Source organism: Rhodococcus xishaensis (assembly GCF_004011825.1).
Lineage (GTDB): Bacteria > Actinomycetota > Actinomycetes > Mycobacteriales > Mycobacteriaceae > Prescottella > Prescottella xishaensis.
This window is the reverse complement of the sequence record NZ_RKLO01000001.1, coordinates 652,870-668,699: the sequence shown is the minus strand read 5'-3', so window position 1 is coordinate 668,699 and position 15,830 is coordinate 652,870. Positions and strand designations below refer to the sequence as shown.

Genomic DNA, 15,830 nt, shown 5'->3' with positions numbered 1-15,830 from the left:
ACAACGATGTCCGAGACCGCTCCATACGGTTCGACCGGCTCCGGCCCCACCGATACGCCGAGGCGCAGGACCCGGGTCCATCACTTGCAGGCGATGAAGGCCGAGGGCACCCGCTGGGCGGAGCTGACCGCCTACGACTACTCCAGCGCCCGCCTCTTCGAGGAGGCTGGGATCCCCGTGCTGCTCGTCGGCGACTCGGCCGCGAACGTGGTGTACGGCTACGACACCACCGTGCCGGTCACGATCGACGAGATGATTCCCCTCGTCCGTGGCGTCGTGCGCGGCGCACCACACGCCCTCGTAATCGCCGACCTGCCGTTCGGCAGCTACGAGGTGTCGCCGCAGCAGGCACTCGAAACCGCATTCCGCTTCATGAAGGAGGGACAGGCCCACGCCGTGAAGCTCGAGGGCGGCGAACGGGTGGCCCCGCAGATCGCGGCCCTCACAGCCGCCGGCATTCCGGTTCAGGCGCATATCGGGTTCACCCCGCAATCCGTGAACACCCTCGGCGGCTTCCGGGTCCAGGGCCGCGGTGACGGTGCCGAGCAGCTCATCGCCGACGCGATCGCGGTCCAGGAGGCCGGCGCGTTCTCGGTGGTGATGGAGATGGTTCCCGCCGAGCTCGCCGGTCAGGTGACACGCAAGCTCACCATTCCGACGGTCGGCATCGGCGCCGGAAACGAGTGTGACGCCCAAGTGCTGGTATGGCAGGACATGGCCGGCTTCACCAGTGGCAAGACGCCGAAGTTCGTCAAGCTGTTCGGAGAGGTCGGTCCGGCCCTGCGCACCGCGGCCGCGGACTACGCCGCAGAGGTTGCCGCAGGTACGTTCCCGGCCGCCGAGCACAGCTTCTGACGCCACCGGCTGCTGCATTCTCAGTGAGGGACGCCGACCGAAGATACCGGGCGGCGTCCCGAACTTTGGCACACTCGACATTCCGGACCGCGAAGTCGGTCCCCGAGAGAACCGAGGTGCACAATGACCGCACGCCGAGGACGCCTCGCGGCCTCCGTGGCCGCCACAGCCGCACTCGCCGCACTTGTGGGCGCGTGCAGCAACGACCCGTCCCCGACACCCGGTAACGCGGCCCAGAGCACAGCTTCGACGTCTGCCGCAGCCCCGACACCGGACGGCGGCACGAGCAACTCGGCGGGCGGGGTCACCAACGCCCAGGCCGTGCAGCTGTGCTCGGACATGGAGTTGCAGTTGCAGAACTGGCGCACCTACCCGCCGACGTTAGGCAAGAGCGGCCTCAACACAGTCGTAATCTCGTGGGCCACCGCGAACGGCGTCGACCTGCTCGCGCTCGCCGGCGACCGCGAGCGAATCGACACGATCACGTCGACGCAGTGCCCGCAGGTACGCCAGGGGGCGCTCGACGCGCTCGAGATCCCGACGCTGGCGTCCGCTCTGATCGGATTCTGAGCCGTGCGAACGCTCTATCCGCCGATCTCGCCGCACGAGACGGGCTTCCTCGCGGTCGGCGACAACCAGCGGGTGTACTGGGAGGTCAGCGGCAACCCCGGCGGTAAACCCGTCGTCTTCCTCCACGGTGGCCCAGGCGGCGGCACCGACCCCGTGCATCGGCAGTTCTTCGATCCCGACGCTTACCGGATCACGCTGTTCGACCAACGCGGCTGTGGTCGTTCGATACCTCATGTCGCCGACGGTGCGGACTTGTCGGTAAACACCACCGATCACCTCGTAGCCGACATCGAAGCACTCCGAAGACATCTCGGTGTCGACCGCTGGCAGGTCTTCGGTGGGTCGTGGGGGTCGACACTGGCGCTGGCGTACGCGCAGCGCTTCCCGGAACGGGTTACCGAACTGGTGCTACGCGGGATCTTTCTGCTGCGCCGCAGTGAGATCGACTGGTACTACAACGGCGGGACCGCTCACTTGTTTCCCGAGCGCTGGGAGCAGTTCCTGGCTCCGGTTCCGCCCGAGGATCGTTCGGGCGACCTCGTCGAGGCGTACCACCGTTTGCTGCACGCCGACGACCCCGACGTCGCACTGCGCGCGGCGATCGCCTGGTCCGGCTGGGAAGGCGCGACGAGCAACCTCCTTCCGAACCCCGAACGTGTCCGAGAGGCCTCCGATCCGCGATTCGCGTTGGCGTTCGCGCGGATCGAGAACCACTACATGCGCAATGCCGGCTTCATCGACGAAGGGCAGCTTCTGCGCGAAGCCGACACGCTCGAGTCCCTTCCGGGCGTCATCGTGCAGGGTCGTTACGACGTGGTCTGTCCCGCGACGAGCGCGTGGGAGCTGCATCGCGCTTGGCCCGGGTCCGAACTGCACATTGTGGACGACGCCGGCCACGCCGCTGCCGAACCGGGCATCACCCACCATCTCGTAGAGGCCACGGATCGCTTCCGTGCCTGACGGCTTCCGTCGACGTGCGCGATCCGTACTGGTAGACCAGAACTGTGGGAGCACGGACGCACGGCACCGCTGTCGCCGACGTCATTGTCCCGGCGACGCGGCAGCACTACGAGCGGCTCACGTCGCTTGTCGCCGACGTCCGTGTGTCCGCTCCGGACTCGGTGCATCAGATGCGCGTATCCGCGCGCCGGCTTCGTAGCCTGCTCGGCTCCTTCCGACTCGCCTTCCCCCCCAAGGCGACGGCCACGGCCCGCGACGAACTGCGTTGGCTCGGATCAGTTCTCGGCGGTGCCCGCGACGCCGAGGTGCTCGCCGAGCGCTTCTCGGAATTGATCGACACCCAGCCGGCCGATCTCGTGCTCGGCTCGGTGAGCCAGAGGTTGGTCGGGACCCAAGAAGACCTGTGCCGGGCCTCTCACGCGCGCGCGGTCGAAGTGCTCGGCGGGGCGAGGTACGCCGCCCTGTGTGCGCTGCTCGACGAGGTCACGTCCGGCACCCACCCGGTCCCGGCGGACATGACGCTGCGCGGAGGGCTCGACAAGGCATACCGGCAGCTGCGCAGGGCCGCACGGAAGGTACTCGCACACTCCCGGGAGGAAGCTCCGGACATAGGGCCCGCGTTGCATCGGGTCCGCAAGCGTGCCAAGAAACTACGGTACGCAGCCGAGGCCGTCGCCGAGGCTGAGCCGTCCGCCGCAGACCTGGCCACCGCGGCGAAATCCCTCCAGACGGTGCTCGGTGACCATCAGGACGGCGTGCTCGCCAGGAGTTGGATCATGGACACCGCCGCGCGAGCCCGAGACGACGGCGAGGACACCTTTACCTACGGACTCCTGTATGCAATCGAGGAGCAACGCGCCGGCCGAGCAGCCGAGGAACTGCCGCGTCATGTCGAAGCGATTCGCCGGGCACACCGAGAACTAGATTTCCGGAACTGACACCGCCGGCGGTCAGGCCTATTTGTTCCACTCGTCGTCTGCGTCGTCCGCTGCCTTGTTCCGTTCGGCCGCGATCTGCAGCGCACGTTCCGCGCTCGCTTTGTCCGGATACGGACCCATCCGGTTGAAGACATCGCTGTCCTTACCCTGGTGGACCGTGCCGTCGGAAAGGTCGAAGTACCACTGCTTGTCGTCATCGCGCATGCCCTCAGTTTGCCCGGTGACCGGAACGGTCACCACCGCACCACGAACGCGACGTTACTGCCGAGTGAACAAAACGATATGGATCTGTGATAAAGGGGCCTTGGCTGATAACCTCTGCGTGTACGGAGCAACTTCGTCGACGCCTCCGCGTTACCGCAGCAGCCCGTCACCATGTACCGACGCGTCGCGTCAAAGATCGGAGTACCGCATGTCCAACCTCCTCTTCGAGACCCTGCTTCCGCATCTTGGGCCCTCTGCAGCCGAGTACTGGGCCAAGCTCCTCGTCGTGAATCCGATCGGCGGCCACTTCTAGTAGGGCAGACCACGAAGGCCCCGGGTGTCCGGGGCCTTCGTCGTATTCGGTTCGGGCGGACGAGTCGGCGTGTAAGCCGGATCCTGTCCCCGGCGCGAGCGCCGGGTGGCGACCATCCATCTGGGCACACCGTCACCGGGTACCTCGAGCGGTTCACCCGCAGGCTCGGACGAGCAGCCCTCGAACACCTGCGCAGCCGCACTGGTCTCCCGGAGGTCACCAGTGCGGCCTTCAACCTTGCTCCGGGCGGGGTTTACCGAGCCGCCCCAGTCACCTGGGGCGCTGGTGCGCTCTTACCGCACCTTTTCACCCTCACCGACGCACGGCGTCGGCGGTCTGTTTTCTGTGGCACTGTCCCGCGGGTCACCCCGGGTTGCCGTTAGCAACCGCCCTGCTCTGTGGAGTCCGGACTTTCCTCGGCTCCGGGCCTGACACCTCATGGATGTCGGTTCCCGTCGCCGCGGCCGCCCGGCCAACTCGTCCGCATGACAAGCCTACTGGGTGACCAGTCATCGGACCGAATCGACAGGCGCAGTGACACAGTTCGTCGTCGGTGGAGGATAGTAATTTCGTCCCATGGCCCGATACGTAGCGCTCCTGCGCGGCATCAACGTCGGTGGAATCAACATCAAGATGGCCGACCTTCGCAGGGTCTTCGCCGACCTCGGGTTCGACGACGTCAAGACCGTTCTCGCGTCGGGGAACGTGCTCTTCACCTCCGACTCGGCGGACGCCACGGCACTGAAGTCCACTATCGAGGCCGCCCTGCGAGCGGCATTCGCCTACGAGGCCTGGGTAGTCGTGCTGGACACCGACAGCGTGGCCCGGGTCGTCGAGGCCTACCCGTTCGACCCCGCCCACTCCGGCCGGCAGCCGTACGTGATGTTCGCGACGCAACCAGACGTCCTCTCGGAGCTACTCACAGTGCAGGACGCCCTCGATCCGGCGATCGAGCGGATAGCAGCCGGTGACGGCGTCGTGTACTGGGAGGTCGAGCGTGGTCGAACTCTCGACAGCATCTTCGGCAAGAACATCGGCAAACCAAAGCTCAAGGCCGTGATCACCACCCGCAACCTCCGAACGCTGGTCAAACTGCTCGGCTAGACCCGACGTGGCATCATTCGGCGGTGACGGTTGTCGCGGTGATGCTGGTAGCCGCCGTGTTGGTCTTCGCAATCGTGCGGCCGCGCGGCCTGCCGGAGATCGTGGTCGCCGGCCCCGCCGCCGCGATCGCGCTCGCGATCGGGTTGGTGACACCCGGTCAGGCCTGGGACGAGATCACCGAATTGCTGCCTACCGTCGGCTTCCTGGCTGCGATCCTCGTCCTGGCTCATTTCGTCGATGCGTTGGGCGTGTTCACCTGGGTCGCGTCCGTGCTCACCCGGACCGGAGGCGGGAATCCGCGCCGACTACTCACGCTCGTGTTCGTCGTGGCCGCTGTCACCACAGCAGTGCTGAGTCTCGATGCAACGGTGGTGCTACTGACCCCGGTCGTCATTCGCGCGGCACGCGCTCTCCGAATGCAAGTTCGCCCGCACGCGTACGCGACCGCGCACCTTTCGAATTCGGCATCGACGCTCCTGCCGGTATCGAATCTGACGAATCTCATCGCCTTCTCCGCGACCGGGCTCACGTTCATCCACTTCGCCGCTGTGATGGCGCTGCCGTGGCTGGTCACCGTGGCGATCGAACTCGCGGTCTTCCTGGTGTTCTTCCGCCGTGACCTGGCCGATCCGATCGCCGAACCCGTACCTTCCGAAGCACCGGTGCAGCCGGCACCAATCCTGGCGCTGTCCGTCCTGACCGCCACGCTGGTCGGGTTCGCACTCGGGGGCCTCGTCGGGATTGCGCCGGGCTGGATCGCCGCCGCCGGTGCCGCCGTGCTCGCGGTACCGGCGTTGCGTGAAGGCCTCACGACCCCGCGTCGCATCCTGTTCGCCGCGGACCTGTGGTTCTGCGCATTCGTGCTCGCACTGGGCGTGGTGGTGGCCGGACTGTCCGCCGGTCCGGTAGGCAGTTGGCTCGGTGACCGCCTACCCACCGAGGCGAGCCTGCTCGGCATGCTCCTGACTGCCGGGATCGCGGCGGTCGCGGCGAACCTGCTCAACAACCTCCCGGCTACCCTGCTGCTGCTCGCAGCGCTCGGGCCCGGCGCCCCGGCAGGCCTGGTGCTGGCGCTGCTGATCGGGGTCAATCTCGGACCGAACCTCACCTACGTCGGATCCCTCGCGACGATGCTGTGGCGGCGGGTCGCAACCGACGGCCGATGCCGACCCGAACTCGGCACGTTCACCAGGCTCGGGCTGGCAACCACCCCGCTGGCAATCGTCGCGGCGACGACGACGCTGTGGCTCGTCCTGTGAGTGTCAGGCCGGGGCTGGGGCCGGGGCCGGGGCCGGCGTCGGGGCCGGTTCGAGCGACTCGTCGGCGAACGGGTCGCCCCGCCGGGGAGCGTTGTACAGCGACTCGTCGAGGATCTTCTCCCGTTTGGCGACGATCGTCGGCACGAGCGCCTGCCCGGTGACGTTGACGGCGGTGCGGCCCATGTCGACGATCGGCTCCACGGCGAGCAGCAGACCGACACCGGCGAGCGGCAGGCCGAGGGTGGACAGGGTCAACGTGAGCATCACCGTCGCGCCGGTTGTTCCGGCCGTCGCCGCCGATCCGATGACCGATACCACGATGATCAGAAGGTAGTCGGTCAGGCTCAGGTGCACACCGTAGAACTCGGCGACGAAGATCGCCGCGATCGCCGGATACACTGCAGCGCAGCCGTCCATCTTTGTCGTCGCCCCCAGCGGCACCGCGAACGACGCGTACTCGCGGGGCACACCGAGGTTCCGTTCGGTGACCCGCTCGGTAAGCGGCAGGGTGCCGATCGAGGAACGGGATACGAAGCCGAGTTGCGTTGCCGGCCACACCCCGGAGTAGAACCGCTTCACCGAAAGGCCGTGCACGCGAATCAGAGTCGGGTACACCACAAGGAAGATGACAGCCAGGCCGAGGTACACGGCGACGGTGAACACACCGAGCTGGCCGATGGCATCCCAGCCATAGGTGGCGACGGCCTTCGCGATCAGAGCCGCGGTACCGATCGGAGCGAGGCGAATGATCCACCACAGCACCTTCTGGACGATCGCGAGGAGCGATGCGTTGAAGTTCAGGAACGGCTCGGCCTTTTGCCCGACCTTGAGGGCAGCGATGCCAATGGCGATCGCGACCACGAGCAACTGCAGCACGTTGAAGCTCAGCGACGTGGTTGCCGTCAGCGACGAGGCGTTGTCACCGGAGACGGTCGTCTGTGCCCCCAGGCCGAGGAAGTTCTGCGGCACGAGTCCGGTGAGAAATGCCCACCACGATCCGGAACTGCCGGGCTCCGTTGCGTTCGTTGCGTCGACCGTGGTGTTGGTGCCGGGCTGGGTGATCAGCCCGATCGTGATGCCGACCAGCACAGCAATGAAGGCGGTGATCGCGAACCACAAGAGTGTCTGCACCGCCAGGCGGGCGGCATTGGCGACGTTGCGCAAGTTTGCGATGGAACTGACGACGGCCGTGAAGATCAGGGGGATGACCGCGACGGTAAGCAGCGAGACGTAGCTGGATCCGATCGTGGTGACGGTTCCGACAAGCCAGTTCTCGTTGCCGTCCGCGGCGTCGGGCATCGACCGGGCCACCAGACCGAGGATGACACCGACGATCAGACCGGCGACGATCTGAGGACCGAAGGATGTTGCCCACTTGGGCAGGACACGCCGGGGCGCATCGAAGGTAGCGGCCGACATGAGGGCCTTTCCGGTAGGGATCTGGAGACGGCGGCGCAAGACGGACAACGCGCGCGACCGCGAGATGGGCGCAAGGAAGACTCGAACATTCCGAGCTCGAACATTCCGGGCCGAACATTCCGAGCCCGGCCCCGGACACTGGAGGTCGGGGCGTCAGGCGTGACAGACCGCGCTGGCCTGCAGACAGTTGTCGACGTAGAGGCGACAGGTCAACAGGGCATTCACAACGTTCCAGGCTACGCCTGACGTCGACCGGCGAGCCAATCGGAAACCTCACGTGCTGAATCGTCGAAGAATGGGTACCCACGCACCAGACAGCGTGAGCACTCACAGTGCGCCACCGGAGGTGGGACGATGGACCGGCCCGAGGGCCTCGCGCGGACCACGACGCAACTTGCAACGACCGTGGTCGCGGCCGCGATTCTGTTGATCGGGTTTCTCGGTTTCGTCCCCGGCCTCACCTCCGAACTGGACGGCATCGCCTGGGCGGGACCCGGCACCGAGGCCGAACTGTTCGGCTCGTTGGATGTGTCGGTCCTGACCAACGTCGCGCGCATCGGGGCCGGGATCGTGGGACTCGCCATGTCGCGCACGCTGGCCGCATCCGAGATGTTCCTCATCGGCGGCGGGCTGCTGGCCGTTCTACTGGGTGTCTTCGGGCTGGTCATCGACGTCGAGAGCGCGTCGAACTTCATGCCCATCGACCGTGCCTCGAGCTGGCTCCATATCGTCGCTGGGGTCGCCCTGGTGTTCCTCGGTATCGCGCTACCTCGGCGCGACGACGGCCCTACAAGTGCGACGTATCGTTGACCAGCCGCACCGACGACCCGCCGTCCGGGTAGAACTCGGCGATGCTGAGCGACGCCGGGTCCAGGTGCAGGCGATAGAGCAGGGACGGCCCCACACCGAGTGCCAGCTGGAGCAGTGTCTTGATCGGCGTCACGTGCGTCACGACCAGGATGTTGGACCCTGCGTAGGCTGCGGTCAGGTCGTCGCGGACAGCTTCGATCCGTGCCTTGACCTCGTCGAAACTCTCGCCCTCCGGCGGTCGAACCGTCGTATCCGACAGCCACCGTCGATGCAGCTCGGGATCACGCTGGGCCGCCTCGCCGAACGTCAGGCCCTCCCACTTGCCGAAGTCCGTCTCCACGAGCCCCTCGTGGACCGTGACCGGCAGCCCGAGCGCACGGGCGGCCGCCTCGGCGGTCTCTCGCGCACGCCCGAGCGGAGACGACACGACCGCCGCGATCGCACCTCTCGCTGCAATCCGCTCGGCCGCCGCCAGTGCTTGAGCACGGCCCTGGGCGGTGAGCGGCGGGTTGCCTCGACCTGAGTAGCGGCGTTCGATCGAGAGCTCGGTTTGGCCGTGACGCAGCAGCAGCATGCGGGCCGGGGCGCCTACCGCACCCGTCCAGCCCGCCGCCGAGCCGGTGGCGGGACGCGGGGCCGGAGCTTCCTCGGTCTCGTCTTCTGCGGCGAAACCCGACGTGATCGCGTCCGCACCGTCCATCGCCTCGTTCGCGAGACGGTCGGCGTGGGGGTTCTCGCTGCGTGGGATCCACGTGTACGTCACCCGCGCGAACGATCCGGCCAACTCCTGCGCCCGCTGCGCGAGCGGAATCATGTCGGAGTGCTTGACCTTCCACCGCCCCGACATCTGCTCGACCACGAGCTTGGAGTCCATCCGCACGTCCACCTCGCGCGCCTCCAGGTCGCGGGCCGCGGTCAGGCCCGCGATCAGCCCCCGATACTCGGCGACGTTGTTGGTGGCCACACCGAGGAACTCGCGGCGTTCGGCGAGGACACGGCGACGGTCGACGTCGAAGACCACCGCACCGTAGCCGGCCGGTCCCGGGTTGCCCCGCGAACCGCCGTCGGCTTCGACGATGACCCGATCATGGGTCACAGACCGGACTCCTTGGTTCGCACCATGATTGCGCCGCACTCGGGGCAGCGTACGACGACGTCCGCGGGCGTCGCAGCGATGCGCGCGATCTCGCCGCGATCGATCTCGATCCGGCACGCGCCGCACCGCCGGGCCTGCAACAGCGCCGCCCCGACACCACGCCGCTCGAGCTGCTTCTCGTAGATCGCCAACAAGTCCGCGGGAATCTGCCCGACCAGGGCTGCACGGTCGGCTTCACATCGCTGGCATGCGTTCTCGAGGTCGGCTACGGCGTCGTCTCGGCGCCGCTCGGCGTCGATCAACTCGTCCTCGGCTTTTGTCAATCGGGCGCCGGCGTGATCGTGGTCGGCCTGCGACGCCTCCCGCCGCTCCATCACCTCGAGCAGCTCGTCCTCGAGCACACTCTGCCGCCGCTCGAGGCTGCCGAGCTCGTGCTGCAACTCCGACAGCTGCTTCGGGGCCAGCGTGCCGCCGTCGAGTAGCTTGCGGTCACGTGCCTCACGCTGGCGAACAGCATCCACCTCGCCTTCGAGCTTCTTGATGTCGCGGTCCAGGTCGTCGAGCACGATCTCGACGGCAACCGCCGCGTCTTTCCGGGAGAGTCGCTCAGCCTCGAGCCGTTCCACCTCTGCCTGCTCGGGCAGTGTCGAGCGACGGTGCGCGAGCCGTGCCAGCTCGGTGTCCGCATCGGCCAGCTGGAGAAGCTTGGACTGCACTGTGGGATCGGCGTTCACGCGTGGAAGCTCCTGCTGTGTTCTTGTTGTTCGGGGTGCTCGGACGGCCCGAGATCAGAAAACAACCGTACCCCTGAAAACACCCTCCACCGACCACATCGGCCGCCCCTCAGTGACGGGCAACGGTCCACGGATCGGTCCGAAGAGCCGTGACATGCACATCCCAACCGTCGACTTCGGAGAACCGAGCGTCCAGCACGCCCTTCGCCTGCGCGCACCACGGCTGTTCGCTGGCCCAGTGCGCGACGTCGACGAGCGCCGGACCGTCCTTGCGCAGATGCTCGTCCGCCGGGTGGTGCCGCAGGTCGGCTGTGACGTAAGCGTCGGCACGAAGTTTGGCGACGGTGTCGAGCAGCGAGTCCCCGGACCCGCCGCACACCGCGACCGTGCGGATGATCCGTTCGGGATCACCGGCCGCCCGCACACCCCACTCCGTCCGAGGCAGCGCCGACGCGACGTGGGCGGTGAATTCCTGCAGAGTCAGCGGGCGTGGCAGCTCGCCGACGCGGCCGAGTCCCCGGCGGCCGGGCAGATCGGCGGTCTCGAACACGTCGAACGCCGGCTCCTCGTAGGGGTGTGCGGCGAGCAGCGCCCGCAGAATCGACGAGCGCGCCGATCGGGGCGCGATTACCTCGACCCGGTCTTCGACCACCACCTCGAGTTCGCCGATGGTCCCCCGTGCGGGGCTCGCACCGGCCAGCGGACGGAACTGTCCCTCGCTGGTCACGGTCCAGCTGCAGTCGCTGTAGCGGCCGAGTTGCCCGGCGCCTGCGTCGAACAGCGCCGCACGCACCCGGGCGGTTTCCGGGGACGGCACCATCACCACCCACTTGTCGGTCACCACGTCCGGGATCGGGACGAGCGGACGGCGGTTGACCAAGCCCAGTGCCCCGGCGAGCGCGTCGGACACCCCCGGATCTGCACGGTCAGCGTTGGTGTGCGCGGAGAAGAGCGCGCAGCCCCCACGGATCAGGCGGTGCAGCAGTGCCCCTTTGGGGGTGTGGGCGCCCACAGTGTCGACGCCGCGCAGCAGCAGCGGGTGATGCACCAGCAGCAGTTGCGCACCCGAGTCGAGTGCCTCGTCGACGACCGCGGCGGTCGCATCGACGGCGACCACGACCTTTCGGATCTCGTCCGCGGGATCGCCGGCCACCAAGCCGACCGAATCCCACGGCTCGGCCAGCGCCGGCGGGTACGCCGTATCGAGGACCCCGATCACGTCGGCCAGAGTCGGGGTCGGGACAGTCGGGGTCGGAGTCACGGCATCTCCCTCGTCAGCTCGCTCATGGCGGTAATCAACTGTTCGGTCAGCGCCCGCGGCCGGACCGCGACGCGCAGAAAGTCGGGGCCCAGGCCCGGGAAGGTATCGCAGCGGCGCACCGCGATGCCCCGCCGACGCAGGTGAGCCCGCATACGTTCGCCGTCCGGCAGCTGCACCAACAGGAACGGCGCCGCGGCGGGTGTCCGGACCTCGATCCCAGCTTCACGCAGCAACGCGACGGCGACGGCGCGATCCGCGCCGATCCGTCGCGCCCTCTCCTGGGCCTCGGCCACCGCTGCGGGCTCACTGCAGGCGGTGATCGCCTCGAGTTGCAGGCTGCCGACCGGCCAATGCGCCCGGCCACGCACCAGCCGTTCCAAGAGCTCGGGATGCCCGAGCGCGTACCCGCACCGTAGGCCCGCGAGCGCCCACGTCTTCGTCAGACTCCGCAGAACCAACACGTCGGGTAGCGAGCGGCCCGCGACCGATTCGGTCTCGCCGGGCACCGCGTCCATGAATGCCTCGTCGACCACGAGGATGCGCCCCGGACGACGCAACGCGAGCACGTCGGCAACCGGGTGCAGCACCGATGTGGGGTTGGTGGGGTTGCCGAGCACGACGAGGTCGGCGGAATCGGGCACCGCGGACGGGTCCAGCTGGTACGGCGCGTCGAGCGTCACGGGCGTCACCGTGATCCCAGCTTCCCGTAGCGCCAGTTCCGGCTCGGTGAACGACGGGTGGATCAACGCGGCCTCGCGCACGCCGAGTCGGGGCAGCATGGCGAACCCCTCGGCGCCTCCGGCGAGCGGTAGCACCTCGGCTGGCGTCCTCCCGTGACGGGCAGCGACCTGCTCCCGGGCTCGCCCGTCGGCCGCGGCGCTCGGATAGCGACCCAGGCCCACGACCGCGTCGGTGAGCCTGCGTCGCAACCACTCCGGCGGCCCGTCACCCTGCACATTGACCGCGAAATCGAGCAGACCGGGAGCCAGCTCGGCGTCACCGTGGTGCCGCAGCCGCGCGAGGGCGTCCACCGTCGGTCCCGAACCGGATTCCATAGCCGTCGAGCCTACGGTGCACGCAGGTGAATGCCGGGACCGAGCGTCCCGCACGATGGTGGTCCGACGGTTGACAGCACAATGGAGCAGTGACATCCCCCGCGACATCCTCCCCGTCCGGTCCCCTGGCCCCGGTGATGCTGTTCGACCTCGACGGCACCCTCACCGACTCGGCGCTCGGCATCCACAACGGCTTCCGGCACGCCCTCGCTGCTATCGGCCGTCCGGAGCCCACCGCCGAGATGCTCGCGACGGTCATCGGTCCGCCGCTGATGGACTCGATGCGGGCGATGGGGTTGGACGAGGAGGGAACAGCGGCGGCGCTGGCCGCGTACTTCGAACGGTACGACGCCGTCGGCTGGTCGGAAAACGAGGTCTACAACGGCATCGAACCGATGCTCGCGACCGTGCAGGCTGCTGGCGCGAGGCTCGCCGTCGCGACATCCAAGACCGAGAAATTCGCGATCCGTATTCTCGAACACTTCGGTCTCGCCCCCTACTTCGAGGTGATCGGCGGGGCCAGTGCCAACGGTTCCCGTCGCGCCAAGGCCGACGTCATCGAGCACGTCCTCGGCGGGCTCGGGATACCGACGACCGGAGGTTCGGCCGACATCGTGATGATCGGCGACCGGGAGCACGACGTCCTCGGCGCGGCGCAATGGGGTATTCCGACGGTGTTCGTCGAGTGGGGCTACGGCTCCGCCGAGGAGGCACGCGAAGCTCGCTGGTCCGCCCCGACCGTGGCGGATCTGGAGAAAATTCTCACGCAGGCGCGCTGAGATGACGGCGATTCACGTCACATTCGTGTGCACCGGCAACATCTGCCGCTCGCCAATGGCGGAGCGGATCTTCGCCGATCACCTGTCTCGCGCGGGCCTGGGCGATCGAGTCCGGGTCACCAGTGCGGGCACCCACAGCTATCACGTCGGTGGCGGCGCCGACCCGCGGACCGACCTGGTGCTCGAGGCCGCCGGCTACCCGACCGGGCACCGCGCCGCGCAGGTCAGCGACGACCATCTGTCCGCCGACCTGGTCGTTCCCCTCGATCGCGGGCATGACCGGATTCTGGCCCAACTAGGCGTGCCCAGCGACCGGCGGCGACTACTGCGCAGCTTCGACCCAGGGGCCGACGGGGAATCGGTCCCGGATCCCTACTACGGCGACATGGCCGATTTCGAGCTCGTCCGCGATCAGATCGAGGCTGCGGTGCCCGGCCTGCTTGCGTGGGTGCGGCAGAACTGACCTGCTGCGAGCCAGTACGGTAGGAGCCGTGGGAAGGCTGAAGTTTCTATTGCGGCCGGGCTGGCTGGCGTTGGCAGCCGTGGTGGCCGGTTTCGCCTTCATGTGCTTCACGGTGCTGGCGCCGTGGCAGCTGGGCAAGAACACCCGGACGTCCGAGCGCAACAGTCTGCTCGAACAGTCGATCAACGCCGACGCCGTCCCGATCGCCCCGCTGATCAGCGGGGCGGGCCCGGCACCGGGTGACGAGTGGCGCAAGGTGACCGCGACGGGGACGTACGTCCCCGACAGCGACGTACTCGTTCGGCTACGTTCGATCGAGGAGAAACCCGCCTTCGAGGTACTCACACCGCTGCGCCTGACCGACGGGCAGACCATGCTCGTCAACCGTGGCTATGTGCGCCCGGTCGAGGGCTCCCAGCCACCGCCTATCCCCGCGCCCCCCATCGGCGAGGTGACCCTCGAGGGCCGGATCCGTATGTCCGAGGGCACCGTTCCCGGCAAGGATCCGATCACCGAGTCCGGCACCAGACAGGTGTACTACATCGACTCCGATCAGATCGGGCAGTTCACCGGTACCGACCTCGTCAGCGGCTACCTGCAACTAGACGACGGCCAGCCGGGCGGGCTCGGCACGATCCCGCTACCACAACTCGACGCGGGACCGTACCTGTCGTACGGCCTGCAGTGGCTCGCGTTCGGGATCATGGCACCGCTGGGTCTGGCCTATTTCATCCGCGCCGAACTGAGGGAGCGCCGAAGGACGCGGGAAGCCACCGCGGCGGCAGCCGCAGCGCCCCCATCAGCGGACTTGGCCACCTCAGCCCCGGAACATACCGACACCCCCGCGCCTACGCAGCGCGAGGCGGAGACGGCCGGTGGCGACGACTTCCAGCTTCCGACCCGTCGGCGATGGCGTGGGAAGTCCACGGCGCCTGTCGCTCAACTCACCGAATCACAGGCGAAACTGGCCGAGCGCTACGGCAAGCGACGCTGAGCGGGACCGACGCCCCAAGCGAGGACGGCGGCACCGACGCCCCAAGCGAGGACGGCGGCACCGACAGCCGCCGCCGTCTGGACGGCGGTGGACAACCGCACCGCCCGCTCCAGGTCGGCGAGCGCCGGTTCGGGCCCTGCACCGAGCGCCGGACGCATCTCCACTCCGTGCGCGTATTCCGTCCGGCCCCCCAACTGCACTCCGAGTGCACCGGCCGCCGCGGCCTCGGCGACACCGGCGTTGGGGCTCGGGTGCTTGGACGCGTCTCCCCGCCACGCCCGCAGGGCTTTGCGGGACGAGCCTCCGACCATGGGCGCGGCTGCGACGGTGAGCGCACCGGCGAGTCGGGCCGGGACGAGGTTGACGACGTCGTCCCACCGAGCCGCGGCCCAGCCGAATCGGCGGTACTTCGGCGACCGGTAGCCGATCATCGCGTCGAGAGTATTCGAGGCGCGGTATGCGACCAGGCCGGGAACGCCGGCCACAGCTCCCCAGAACAGCGCACCGACCGTCGCGTCGGAGGTGTTCTCGGCTACCGATTCCAGGCTCGCGCGGGCGAGCCCGTCGGCGTCGAGGACGCTCGGATCACGCCCACACAGCGACGGCAGCAGAGCCCGCGCCGCAACGAGATCATCGGCTTCGAGATGCCGTGCCATCGCGCGGCCGGTACTCGCGAGCGAGGCACCGCCCAGGACCGTCCAGGTGGCCGCTGCGGTGATCGTCGTCTCCCCGGCCCAACCGGCGCGAGCACCGAGACGCTCAACCAAGACACCGGCCGCCGCGGTGGAACCGATAAGAATGGCGGCGTGCGCAGTCCCCCGCAGTCGGCTGTCGGCGTAGGTACTCTTCTCCAAAGTCATTGCGGTGCGACCGAATCCGGCTACCGGGTGCCAGCGTCTCGGATCACCGAAGGCGCGGTCGGCGGCGTAGCCGAGTAGAAGACCGGCGGCCCGCGACCAGGGACGGCAACGCCGGGCGGAAACTCGAGGGCCTGACCGAGACACGACGGTATTTCT

17 protein-coding genes and 1 other RNA gene are annotated in these 15,830 nt (G+C 68.1%); 10 read left to right on the top strand and 8 right to left on the bottom strand.

The annotated features are described in order from the left end of the window. Nucleotides 1–6: 6 nt before the first annotated feature. From panB to EGT50_RS03170, 4 genes are all read left to right on the top strand, one after another. Nucleotides 7–855, top strand: coding sequence for a 3-methyl-2-oxobutanoate hydroxymethyltransferase (gene panB / locus EGT50_RS03185; RefSeq protein WP_127951109.1), 849 nt, complete (start codon nucleotides 7–9; stop codon nucleotides 853–855). Between the two features lie 123 nt (nucleotides 856–978). Next, nucleotides 979–1,425 carry a hypothetical protein gene (locus tag EGT50_RS03180; RefSeq protein ID WP_127951108.1) on the top strand — a complete coding sequence of 149 codons (447 nt, stop codon included), beginning with the start codon at nucleotides 979–981 and terminating at the stop codon, nucleotides 1,423–1,425. A gap of 3 nt (nucleotides 1,426–1,428) precedes the next feature. After that, nucleotides 1,429–2,385, top strand: coding sequence for a prolyl aminopeptidase (gene pip / locus EGT50_RS03175; RefSeq protein WP_127951107.1), 957 nt, complete (start codon nucleotides 1,429–1,431; stop codon nucleotides 2,383–2,385). 44 nt (nucleotides 2,386–2,429) lie between these two features. After that, complete coding sequence (locus tag EGT50_RS03170) at nucleotides 2,430–3,323, top strand: CHAD domain-containing protein (RefSeq protein ID WP_127951106.1); 894 nt, start codon at nucleotides 2,430–2,432, stop codon at nucleotides 3,321–3,323. Between the two features lie 18 nt (nucleotides 3,324–3,341). Here the strand turns inward: EGT50_RS03170 and EGT50_RS03165 are convergent, their stop codons facing one another. Beyond that, a complete protein-coding gene (locus EGT50_RS03165; protein ID WP_127951376.1) occupies nucleotides 3,342–3,527 on the bottom strand; it encodes a hypothetical protein in 186 nt (61 codons plus the stop codon). Nucleotides 3,528–3,896: 369 nt separating this feature from the next. After that, an RNA gene (rnpB, locus tag EGT50_RS03160) (RNase P RNA component class A) lies at nucleotides 3,897–4,320 on the bottom strand. A 96-nt stretch (nucleotides 4,321–4,416) separates the two neighbouring features. Here rnpB and EGT50_RS03155 point away from each other — a divergent pair. Both EGT50_RS03155 and EGT50_RS03150 read left to right on the top strand, forming a co-directional pair. Continuing rightward, nucleotides 4,417–4,944, top strand: coding sequence for a DUF1697 domain-containing protein (locus EGT50_RS03155; protein ID WP_127951105.1), 528 nt, complete (start codon nucleotides 4,417–4,419; stop codon nucleotides 4,942–4,944). Nucleotides 4,945–4,967: 23 nt separating this feature from the next. Then, the gene (locus tag EGT50_RS03150) at nucleotides 4,968–6,203 is read left to right on the top strand and encodes an SLC13 family permease (protein ID WP_127951104.1); all 1,236 of its coding nucleotides are present in this window, start codon (nucleotides 4,968–4,970) and stop codon (nucleotides 6,201–6,203) included. Nucleotides 6,204–6,206: 3 nt separating this feature from the next. Here the strand turns inward: EGT50_RS03150 and EGT50_RS03145 are convergent, their stop codons facing one another. Then, nucleotides 6,207–7,622 carry a dicarboxylate/amino acid:cation symporter gene (locus tag EGT50_RS03145; RefSeq protein WP_127951103.1) on the bottom strand — a complete coding sequence of 472 codons (1,416 nt, stop codon included), beginning with the start codon at nucleotides 7,620–7,622 and terminating at the stop codon, nucleotides 6,207–6,209. Nucleotides 7,623–7,976: 354 nt separating this feature from the next. Here EGT50_RS03145 and EGT50_RS03140 point away from each other — a divergent pair, with 354 nt between their 5' ends. Further along, on the top strand, nucleotides 7,977–8,432 hold the full coding sequence (locus tag EGT50_RS03140) for a DUF4383 domain-containing protein (RefSeq protein WP_235870523.1): 456 nt from the start codon (nucleotides 7,977–7,979) through the stop codon (nucleotides 8,430–8,432). Here the strand turns inward: EGT50_RS03140 and EGT50_RS03135 are convergent. The 4 genes from EGT50_RS03135 to cobC all read right to left on the bottom strand — a co-directional run bounded on the left by EGT50_RS03135 (nucleotide 8,410) and on the right by cobC (nucleotide 12,578). After that, nucleotides 8,410–9,528: a bifunctional RNase H/acid phosphatase gene (locus EGT50_RS03135; protein WP_127951102.1), complete on the bottom strand. Its 1,119-nt coding sequence runs from the start codon at nucleotides 9,526–9,528 to the stop codon at nucleotides 8,410–8,412. The two genes, EGT50_RS03140 and EGT50_RS03135, sit on opposite strands and share 23 nt — an antisense overlap. Next, nucleotides 9,525–10,262 (bottom strand): zinc ribbon domain-containing protein, encoded by a 738-nt coding sequence (locus EGT50_RS03130; protein WP_127951101.1) that lies wholly within the window; start codon nucleotides 10,260–10,262, stop codon nucleotides 9,525–9,527. The genes EGT50_RS03135 and EGT50_RS03130 overlap by 4 nt, the downstream gene beginning before the upstream one ends. Before the next feature lie 109 nt (nucleotides 10,263–10,371). Continuing rightward, nucleotides 10,372–11,523, bottom strand: coding sequence for a Nif3-like dinuclear metal center hexameric protein (locus EGT50_RS03125; protein ID WP_127951100.1), 1,152 nt, complete (start codon nucleotides 11,521–11,523; stop codon nucleotides 10,372–10,374). Further along, complete coding sequence (gene cobC, locus EGT50_RS03120) at nucleotides 11,520–12,578, bottom strand: Rv2231c family pyridoxal phosphate-dependent protein CobC (protein WP_127951099.1); 1,059 nt, start codon at nucleotides 12,576–12,578, stop codon at nucleotides 11,520–11,522. The genes EGT50_RS03125 and cobC overlap by 4 nt, the downstream gene beginning before the upstream one ends. Before the next feature lie 137 nt (nucleotides 12,579–12,715). Between cobC and EGT50_RS03115 the strand changes: the two genes are divergently transcribed. Genes EGT50_RS03115 through EGT50_RS03105 form a run of 3 tightly spaced genes read left to right on the top strand, consistent with a single transcriptional unit; the run spans nucleotide 12,716 to nucleotide 14,814 of the window. Continuing rightward, nucleotides 12,716–13,357 (top strand): HAD-IA family hydrolase, encoded by a 642-nt coding sequence (locus tag EGT50_RS03115; protein WP_127951375.1) that lies wholly within the window; start codon nucleotides 12,716–12,718, stop codon nucleotides 13,355–13,357. 1 nt (nucleotide 13,358) lies between these two features. After that, complete coding sequence (locus EGT50_RS03110) at nucleotides 13,359–13,820, top strand: low molecular weight protein-tyrosine-phosphatase (RefSeq protein ID WP_127951098.1); 462 nt, start codon at nucleotides 13,359–13,361, stop codon at nucleotides 13,818–13,820. Between the two features lie 28 nt (nucleotides 13,821–13,848). Next, the gene (locus tag EGT50_RS03105) at nucleotides 13,849–14,814 is read left to right on the top strand and encodes an SURF1 family cytochrome oxidase biogenesis protein (RefSeq protein WP_127951097.1); all 966 of its coding nucleotides are present in this window, start codon (nucleotides 13,849–13,851) and stop codon (nucleotides 14,812–14,814) included. Here the strand turns inward: EGT50_RS03105 and EGT50_RS03100 are convergent. Then, complete coding sequence (locus EGT50_RS03100) at nucleotides 14,796–15,818, bottom strand: cobalamin biosynthesis protein (RefSeq protein WP_127951096.1); 1,023 nt, start codon at nucleotides 15,816–15,818, stop codon at nucleotides 14,796–14,798. The two genes, EGT50_RS03105 and EGT50_RS03100, sit on opposite strands and share 19 nt — an antisense overlap. Between the last annotated feature and the right edge of the window lie 12 nt (nucleotides 15,819–15,830).

What these genes read in the sequence shown, in the direction of transcription:
- panB (WP_127951109.1), top strand. Translation starts at nt 7, where the DNA reads ATGTCCGAGACCGCTCCATACGGTTCGACCGGCTCCGGCCCCACCGAT.
- EGT50_RS03180 (WP_127951108.1), top strand. Translation starts at nt 979, where the DNA reads ATGACCGCACGCCGAGGACGCCTCGCGGCCTCCGTGGCCGCCACAGCC.
- EGT50_RS03165 (WP_127951376.1), bottom strand. Translation starts at nt 3,527, where the DNA reads ATGCGCGATGACGACAAGCAGTGGTACTTCGACCTTTCCGACGGCACG.
- EGT50_RS03155 (WP_127951105.1), top strand. Translation starts at nt 4,417, where the DNA reads ATGGCCCGATACGTAGCGCTCCTGCGCGGCATCAACGTCGGTGGAATC.
- EGT50_RS03145 (WP_127951103.1), bottom strand. Translation starts at nt 7,622, where the DNA reads ATGTCGGCCGCTACCTTCGATGCGCCCCGGCGTGTCCTGCCCAAGTGG.
- EGT50_RS03140 (WP_235870523.1), top strand. Translation starts at nt 7,977, where the DNA reads ATGGACCGGCCCGAGGGCCTCGCGCGGACCACGACGCAACTTGCAACG.
- cobC (WP_127951099.1), bottom strand. Translation starts at nt 12,578, where the DNA reads ATGGAATCCGGTTCGGGACCGACGGTGGACGCCCTCGCGCGGCTGCGG.
- EGT50_RS03115 (WP_127951375.1), top strand. Translation starts at nt 12,716, where the DNA reads ATGCTGTTCGACCTCGACGGCACCCTCACCGACTCGGCGCTCGGCATC.
- EGT50_RS03110 (WP_127951098.1), top strand. Translation starts at nt 13,359, where the DNA reads ATGACGGCGATTCACGTCACATTCGTGTGCACCGGCAACATCTGCCGC.